This is a genomic window from Staphylococcus ureilyticus (assembly GCF_002902235.1).
Lineage (GTDB): Bacteria > Bacillota > Bacilli > Staphylococcales > Staphylococcaceae > Staphylococcus > Staphylococcus ureilyticus.
This window is the reverse complement of sequence record NZ_PPRL01000126.1, coordinates 1-8,184: the sequence shown is the minus strand read 5'-3', so window position 1 is coordinate 8,184 and position 8,184 is coordinate 1. Positions and strand designations below refer to the sequence as shown.

Sequence of the window (8,184 nt, the reverse complement as noted above, 5' to 3'; positions counted from 1 at the left end):
TTCAAGAACTTTAATATTGAGTAGTATATTATATTTTCTTTTTAAAAATAGCCTAAATGCTTTTATCATTTAACTAAATCATTTAATATATATACTGAGTATAAAAAGTTGAGGGATAAAATATGAGAAAACGAGCTAGAATCATTTATAACCCAACATCTGGTAAAGAATTGTTTAAGCGAACATTACCAGATGTGTTAATAAAATTAGAAAAGGCCGGTTTTGAAACGAGTGCCTATGCGACTGAAAAAATTGGAGATGCTACCACTGAGGCGAAGCGTTGTTTAACACAAGATTATGATGTTTTAATAGCTGCTGGTGGTGATGGGACACTTAATGAAGTCATCAATGGCATAGCAGAACATCCGAATAGACCTAAGATTGGCATTATCCCAATGGGAACTGTAAATGATTTTGGGCGAGCTTTGCACTTACCTAATGATATTATGAGCGCGATAGATGTCATTATTGAAGGTCATTCAACACGCGTTGATATCGGGAAAATGAACAGTAGATACTTCATTAATTTAGCTGCAGGTGGACAATTAACACAGGTATCTTATGAGACACCAAGTAGATTAAAATCAATTGTCGGCCCTTTTGCATATTATATTAAAGGATTTGAAATGTTGCCTCAGATGAAAGCTGTTGATTTACGTATCGAATATGATGATGAGGTTTTCCAAGGAGAGGCGCTCTTATTTTTATTAGGTTTGACCAACTCTATGGCAGGATTTGAAAAGTTAGTGCCTGATGCCAAATTAGATGATGGCTATTTTACCTTGATTATAGTTGAAAAAGCTAATTTAGCAGAATTAGGACATATTATGACGCTTGCATCTCGAGGTGAACATATTAAACATCCTAAAGTACATTATAAAAAAGCCAAATCGATTAATATTTCTTCATTTATAGATTTGCAATTGAATGTGGATGGTGAATATGGTGGCAAGTTGCCTGGAAACTTTTTGAATTTAAAACAGCATATTGAAGTCTATACACCAAACGATATTAAAAACGAGGAGTTAGTTGAGCAATAATAGACAATATATTAAAATAAAGCATCATCGTGAACGAGATTAATGAATAAGATAAAATGAATCTTCCAAAATGTTAATAGACAACGAGGTTAGGTAAAACTACAAATAGCCTAACCTCTTTTATATGGGGTGACAAAATGAGCATAATACAAAAAAATGAAATTATAGAAGGACGCGTAATTGATTTAACACATGAAGGACATGGCGTTGTAAAGTTAGACCGTTATCCTGTGTTTGTTCCTAATAGTTTAATAGATGAAACGATTAAATTTAAAGTGATCAAAGTAAAAAAGAATTTTGCGATAGGTAAATTAATAGAAGTTAAAGAACAAAGTAATGAACGTGTCGAGCCACCCTGTGTATATTATTACAAATGCGGGGGCTGTCAATTACAACATATGACATACCAAGCCCAATTGAATATGAAGAAAGAACAAGTGGTTAATTTGTTTCATCGAAAAGCAGATTTTAAAGAAACGATAATTAATGAAACAGTTGGTATGGAAAACCCCTGGTATTATCGAAATAAATCACAAATACCCGTTGGAAAGAATAAAGAAGGAGAGATTATCTCAGGTTTTTATAGACAAAGAAGTCACGATATTATAGATATGGAAACATGTTTAATTCAAGACCAATTGCATCAAAAAGTTATGAACCGACTTAAAGTTTGGTTTAACGAATTAAATATTAGTGTTTATAATGAACAAAAAAAACAAGGGCTTATGAGACATGTTGTTATACGTACTGGACACCATTCAAGAGAATTAATGGTTATTTTTGTAACAAATGGCAGGAAGTTTAAACAAAGTGATTTACTTGTACAAAAATTAATTGATACATTTCCTGAAATCACGAGTATTAAACATAATATCAACAATACACATTCCAATGTGATATTAGGAGCCGAGTCTAATACCTTATATGGTGAGACAACAATTAATGATAAACTATCAGACGTTACTTTTAAAATAAGCGATCAATCTTTTTATCAAATTAATTCGATACAAACTGAAAAATTGTATCAGCTTGCGATTGAATATGCAAACTTAAATCAAGATGATATTGTCCTGGATACATATTGTGGTATTGGAACAATAGGTTTATATATGGCACCAAAAGCAAAACATGTTTATGGAGTAGAAGTCGTGCCAGAAGCCATTGAAGATGCACAACAAAATGCGACTATAAACCAATTTGAAAATACTACTTTTGTCTGTGGTAAGGCAGAAGAGGTTATATTAAAATGGAAATCACAAGGAATTAAACCAGATGTAGTGATGGTTGATCCACCTAGAAAAGGCTGTGATGAAACATTTTTACAAACATTATTAGAATTAAATCCAAGAAAAATTGTCTATATTTCATGTAATCCATCTACACAGCAACGTGATGCGCAATATTTAGCGCAACATTACAAACTAACGAAAATTACACCAGTAGATATGTTTCCACATACAACACATGTTGAAACGGTTGCACAATTCAACCGTATTTAAAAATAGCTTAATAGATAAGTGTTATTCAATAAACATTGTGTAAAGTTAATTAACTTGTTATTTACTCAGTATTGCAGTTTATTTCATTCTAAGAAGATTTGTTAAAATTCAATTACAAGTCATTAACTTTGTTCAATAGCTCTTTCTAAGTGGATAAAATCATTGTATACTCTAGGTAACAACAAAGCATTTGGAGGGTTGCTAATGTTTAAAATTGAGTTGTTTTCTAATAAAAAGTTATTAGAAGGATTTTTACTATTCCAATTGACAATAGTAATGATTAGTATATTACTATCGTATAAATTTGCTTATTTATTTGCTTCAGTTATAGAGCAAAATATCTTATTTAATTTAATCTATGGTATTTTAGGTTTTACAATTGTTTATTTCATACATGAATTGATTCATAACTTAATGTTTCGCATTTTATCAAAAGGTCAAAAACCAATTTATCGAGTTAAATATGGTTTGGTAAAGTCACATATGCCACAAGTTTATTTTAAAAAATGGCAATATAGCTTGATTATGTTAGCCCCTTTAATTGTTATATCATCCATTTTATTTATCGTATTTTTTATTACGCCTTATTCATCTATCATATTTATAGCAAGTTTCCACATTGGATATTGTGTTATGGATTTATATTTACTTTCCGGCGTATTAAATGACAAGGTTGAAGTGATAGAAGACACTGAGGATGGTATTAAATATTATACAAAAAACCCTTCAAATGAATTGCAAACTGAACCAAAATCATAAAAAATAATTAATCTGAGTTAGTATTACTACTATATACGCAGTTGTTTTTATGGATCATTGCGTGTTAAAAAAGTGGTTAGCTAACTCTTTTTTGTATGTTTTTTTGTTATGAGCATATATTATGTAACAAAATCATTTAGATTGTAAGATAAATATCAAAAGCATCATAATATAAATTTTAAAAGGGAGGTGTGTGCATTGTCAGAAAGAAGGATTATTCATATAGATATGGACTATTTCTTTGCTCAAGTAGAAATAAGAGATAATCCAAATTTGGAAGGGAAGCCAGTCATCGTCGGTGGAAAGGCAAGTGGTAGAGGCGTGGTGTCAACAGCTTCTTATGAGGCAAGAAAATATGGTGTTCATTCTGCAATGCCCACCGCACAAGCTCATAAATTATGTCCGAATGGTTTTTATGTATCACCTAGATTTGAAGCCTATAAAGAAGCATCAAATACAATTATGAATATTTTTAAAAGTTATACTGAAATTGTCGAACCATTGTCATTAGATGAGGCTTATTTAGATATTACGCATTTAGTGCGACCTGATTTACCGGCGTCTATGATTGCACAATATATTCGCAGAGATATATACGAAGCAACTAAGTTAACATCCTCTGCAGGTGTCTCATACAATAAATTTTTGGCGAAGTTAGCGAGTGGTATGAATAAGCCTAATGGTCTAACTATTATTGATTACAAAAATGTACACGATATATTAATGGGATTAGATATTGGAGATTTTCCAGGGGTGGGTAAAGCTTCAAAAGAAAAAATGCATGAACATAAAATTTATAATGGTCAAGATTTGTATAATCAAAGTGAACGTGAATTAATTCGTCTTTTTGGAAAACGCGGTTATGGATTGTACAATAAGGCAAGAGGTATAGACAATAATGAAGTGAAAGCTACAAGAATTAGAAAATCCGTCGGCACAGAACGTACTTTTGCAACCGATATTAACGATGATGATCAAATTCTGCAAAAAATATGGGAATTAAGTCATAAAACAGCTGAACGCTTAGCCAGAATTCAAAAATCTGGCAAAACCGTTACTGTTAAAATTAAAACTTTTAAATTTGAAACCTTGTCAAAACAAAGAAGTTTGAGAGATCCAGTAAGAAATGAGACGGATATTTATAACATCGCCTATAGTTTATATACTGAATTAAAAGATTCAGAAACACCAATTAGATTGGTCGGTGTGACAGTGGGTAACCTAGAAAAGGCGACCTATGAAAATATGACAATTTACGACTATATTTAAGTGAAATACAAAGGAAATATAGACTGATTTTAAATCCGTTAATCTTTATCTTTTAACTGTTTACCAAATATTGATAACATACTGTTTAAATCATCATAGTGTTGTAATAGTCTAAAGGTAATCATTGCACATGCTTTCGCATCATTTAAAGCATCGTGATGACCATGAAAATCTAGATTGTAATAATTCATCATGTGGCTCAACCCATAACGATGACTATTTATTGTTTTTCTAGACAGTTGTAGTGAACAAAAATAAGTAATTGTTGGCGTTTCTTGTCCAATTTGTTTAATGCTCTCATACAACACATTCATATCAAAGGCTGCGTTATGAGCAACTACTGGTAAACCATCAATGAATTGCATCATATATGGATATACTGATTCAAATGTCGGTGCATCTTTCACATCATTTGGATTAATACCATGAACTGCAATGTTTTGTTTTGAAAAATAGTCATTTGGATTAACTAGTGTGTAAAAAGATTCTGTAATTTGATGATTGATCACTTTGACCATTCCCACTGAACATATACTCGTTCTTTTTCCATTTGCAGTTTCAAAATCTAAAGCAATATAAGCATTGGCTGTCATCAAGCAAGAATCCTTTCTCTTATAGAATATGTTATGACTTTATATAATTCTCTTTTCGAAGTCAAGTGAGTAAAACTCAATGAAACAAATAGTTGCATCTGCTAGTCTTTGCTGCTGACTCATAAATACTTAAAAAGCATGCCAACATTATTGGCATGCTTTTGTATAGTCATTAATAATTATATAGAAATAAGTAGTGAGTTACTACACTAACTCTATGCTTCATCTTCATTAAATGAACGTGATGCTAATTCTTTCTCATATAAATATAAAGTATTACTATCATCACCGATACGTTTTAAGTAATCAATATGTGTATCAAACATTGATTCTTCTTCGACTTGTTCATCTAGGAACCAATTTAAAAATGAAATCGTAGCATAATCTTTATCTTTATTAGCTAAATCAGATAAGTTATAAAATCTGCGTGTTACGTCTTGTTCTTGAGCTAAGCCATCTTCAAAGGTTTCTAAGATACTTGTGAATTCAGATTTAGGTGCTGGTATCGAATTAAAGATTGCTTGTTCACCACGATCATTGATGTAATCATAAATTTTCTTACCATGAAATCTTTCTTCTTTTGCTTGCTGGATATAGAAATTAGCAAAGCCTTCATAGGATTTGCTATCACAAAATGCAGCCATTGCCATATAGGCGTGTGCAGCAAAATATTCGTGATTCATTTGTTCATTTAATGCATCTAATAATTCTTTATTCAACATAAGTCAAAGCCTCCATGTATCATTTTTCATTAGTATAGCAAATTTATTCTCATTCGTAAATAATAATTATTCTAATCTGGGGGGTGATATATATATTTGCATTGAGAATTGTTTGGAATACAACTTAATCGTGTTATAATATTTGAGTGAATAGTAGAGGAGGAAGTAGATGAGACAATGGACTGCAACACGCCTAGCGAGACTGGCAAGACAAGTAAGTCGTACTGTAGGGAAAAAAGGAACAGACTTACCAGGTCAAGTCGCTAGAAGAGTGGATAAAAATATTTTAAGAGAATTAGCATCTCATGTTGATGAGATTGTATTTATAAGTGGTACAAATGGGAAAACGACTACATCAAATTTAATAGGTCATACGTTAAAAGCAAACCAAATTGAAATCATACATAATAATGAAGGTGCAAATATGGCTGCTGGAATTACATCAGCTTTTATTTTGCAACTTAAAAAAAATACTAAAATTGCAGTTATTGAAATTGATGAAGGTTCTATACCAAGAGTACTAAACGAAGTTACACCTACAATGATGGTCGTCACTAATTTCTTTCGTGACCAAATGGATCGATTTGGGGAAATCGATATTATGGTAAATAATATTGCAAAAGCAATTGATAATAAAGGTATAAAATTATTATTAAATGCCGACGATCCTTTTGTTAGTAGATTAAAGATAGCAAGTGATACTGTTACTTATTATGGTATGAAAAAGCATGCGCATGATTTTGAACAAAGTTCTATGAATGAAAGTAGATATTGTCCTAATTGTGGTCGTTTATTACATTATGATTATATTCATTATAACCAATTAGGCCATTATTATTGTGAATGTGGTTTTAAACGAGAAAAAACAAAATATGAAGTATCTCAATTTGATTTAACTCCATTTCTTAACTTAAATGTTGGTACTACAACATTTAATATGAAAATTGCAGGCGATTTTAATGCATATAATGCAATTGCTGCTTATACCGTGCTCAGAGAACTTGGATTAAATGATGCGTCAATTCGAAAAGGGTTTGAAACTTATAATTCTGATAATGGCAGAATGCAGTATTTTAAAAAGGGTATCAAAGAAGCTATGATCAATCTAGCAAAAAACCCTGCCGGTATGAATGCAAGTCTCTCGGTTGGTGATCGAATAGAAGGGAATAAAGTTTATGTTATCAGTTTAAATGATTATGCTGCGGACGGACGTGACACATCTTGGATTTACGATGCTGATTTTGAAAAATTAGCGAATCAACAAATAGAAGCTATTATAGTTACAGGTTCACGAGCGGAAGAGCTACAATTAAGATTAAAACTTGCAGAGATTAATGTACCGATCATATTAGAAAGTGATATCTACAAAGCGACTGCGAAAACAATGGAATATACAAATAGCTTTACTGTAGCAATACCTAACTATACTTCACTTTCCCCTATGTTAAAGCAATTGAACCACTCTTTTGAGGAGGACAAAGTAAAATGAATGAGTTGACGGTCTATCACTTTATGCCCGATAAATTAAATTTATATAGTGATATAGGAAATATCATTGCACTTAAACAACGTGCTAAACGCCGTAATATCAAACTAAAAGTAGTAGATATTAATCAGACAGAAAATGTTACTTTCGATGAATGTGATATCTTTTTTATTGGTGGCGGTAGTGACAGAGAACAAGCATTAGCTACACAAGAATTAACTAAAATTAAAAGCAAGTTAAAAGATGCGATTGAAGATGGCTTACCCGGTCTAACTGTGTGCGGTGGTTACCAATTTTTAGGAAGTAAATACGTTACGCCAGATGGTACAGAATTAGACGGGTTAAATATTTTAGATTTTTATACAGAATCTAAAAAAGATCGTTTGACAGGAGATATTGTAATCGAAAGTGATACTTTTGGCACAATAGTTGGATTTGAAAATCATGGGGGACGTACTTATCATAATTTCGGGACTTTGGGAGAAGTTACGCATGGTTTTGGTAATAATGATGACGATGCCAAAGAAGGTATTCATTACAAGAATTTATTAGGTACGTATTTACATGGCCCCATACTACCTAAAAACCATGAAATTACAGACTATCTATTAGAAAAAGCGTGTGAACGCAAAGGCATTGTATTCGAACCGAAAGAATTAGATAATACTGAGGAAGAAGCAGCTAAGAAAGTCATTATTGAACGCGTTTCTCAACAGAAAAAATAGAATTCCGACTTTATTAAAATATAAAAAATAGCCTAGGACAAAGGTCCTAGGCTATTTTTTATGTTACGTATTTAATGTTATTCTTTAAGCA

Annotated in this window: 8 protein-coding genes; 6 read left to right on the top strand and 2 right to left on the bottom strand. The window is 31.6% G+C overall.

The annotated features are described in order from the left end of the window. Positions 1-122: 122 nt before the first annotated feature. From CD150_RS11635 to dinB, 4 genes are all read left to right on the top strand, one after another. Positions 123-1,040, top strand: a complete 918-nt coding sequence (locus CD150_RS11635; protein WP_046207964.1) for a diacylglycerol kinase — start codon at positions 123-125, stop codon at positions 1,038-1,040. Positions 1,041-1,177: 137 nt separating this feature from the next. Continuing rightward, positions 1,178-2,539, top strand: a complete 1,362-nt coding sequence (gene rlmD / locus CD150_RS11630; protein WP_073345901.1) for a 23S rRNA (uracil(1939)-C(5))-methyltransferase RlmD — start codon at positions 1,178-1,180, stop codon at positions 2,537-2,539. Between the two features lie 204 nt (positions 2,540-2,743). Continuing rightward, a complete protein-coding gene (locus CD150_RS11625) occupies positions 2,744-3,298 on the top strand; it encodes a DUF3267 domain-containing protein (protein WP_046207962.1) in 555 nt (184 codons plus the stop codon). A 198-nt stretch (positions 3,299-3,496) separates the two neighbouring features. Further along, on the top strand, positions 3,497-4,567 hold the full coding sequence (dinB, locus tag CD150_RS11620; protein ID WP_070039292.1) for a DNA polymerase IV: 1,071 nt from the start codon (positions 3,497-3,499) through the stop codon (positions 4,565-4,567). A 38-nt stretch (positions 4,568-4,605) separates the two neighbouring features. Here dinB and CD150_RS11615 read toward each other — a convergent pair whose 3' ends face one another. Next, positions 4,606-5,160, bottom strand: coding sequence for a 3'-5' exonuclease (locus tag CD150_RS11615; RefSeq protein WP_073345893.1), 555 nt, complete (start codon positions 5,158-5,160; stop codon positions 4,606-4,608). Between the two features lie 215 nt (positions 5,161-5,375). Next, positions 5,376-5,882 carry a ferritin gene (locus CD150_RS11610; RefSeq protein WP_073345890.1) on the bottom strand — a complete coding sequence of 169 codons (507 nt, stop codon included), beginning with the start codon at positions 5,880-5,882 and terminating at the stop codon, positions 5,376-5,378. 169 nt (positions 5,883-6,051) lie between these two features. Here CD150_RS11610 and murT point away from each other — a divergent pair, with 169 nt between their 5' ends. Together murT and gatD are read left to right on the top strand one after the other, a co-directional pair. Next, positions 6,052-7,371, top strand: a complete 1,320-nt coding sequence (murT, locus tag CD150_RS11605) for a lipid II isoglutaminyl synthase subunit MurT (RefSeq protein WP_103161621.1) — start codon at positions 6,052-6,054, stop codon at positions 7,369-7,371. Then, the gene (gatD, locus tag CD150_RS11600) at positions 7,368-8,093 is read left to right on the top strand and encodes a lipid II isoglutaminyl synthase subunit GatD (protein ID WP_073345882.1); all 726 of its coding nucleotides are present in this window, start codon (positions 7,368-7,370) and stop codon (positions 8,091-8,093) included. The genes murT and gatD overlap by 4 nt, the downstream gene beginning before the upstream one ends. Positions 8,094-8,184: the final 91 nt, after the last annotated feature.

Coding starts and splice junctions, on each gene's coding strand:
- CD150_RS11615 (WP_073345893.1), bottom strand. CDS start 5,160: ATGACAGCCAATGCTTATATTGCTTTAGATTTTGAAACTGCAAATGGA.
- CD150_RS11625 (WP_046207962.1), top strand. CDS start 2,744: ATGTTTAAAATTGAGTTGTTTTCTAATAAAAAGTTATTAGAAGGATTT.
- gatD (WP_073345882.1), top strand. CDS start 7,368: ATGAATGAGTTGACGGTCTATCACTTTATGCCCGATAAATTAAATTTA.
- rlmD (WP_073345901.1), top strand. CDS start 1,178: ATGAGCATAATACAAAAAAATGAAATTATAGAAGGACGCGTAATTGAT.
- CD150_RS11610 (WP_073345890.1), bottom strand. CDS start 5,882: ATGTTGAATAAAGAATTATTAGATGCATTAAATGAACAAATGAATCAC.
- CD150_RS11635 (WP_046207964.1), top strand. CDS start 123: ATGAGAAAACGAGCTAGAATCATTTATAACCCAACATCTGGTAAAGAA.
- murT (WP_103161621.1), top strand. CDS start 6,052: ATGAGACAATGGACTGCAACACGCCTAGCGAGACTGGCAAGACAAGTA.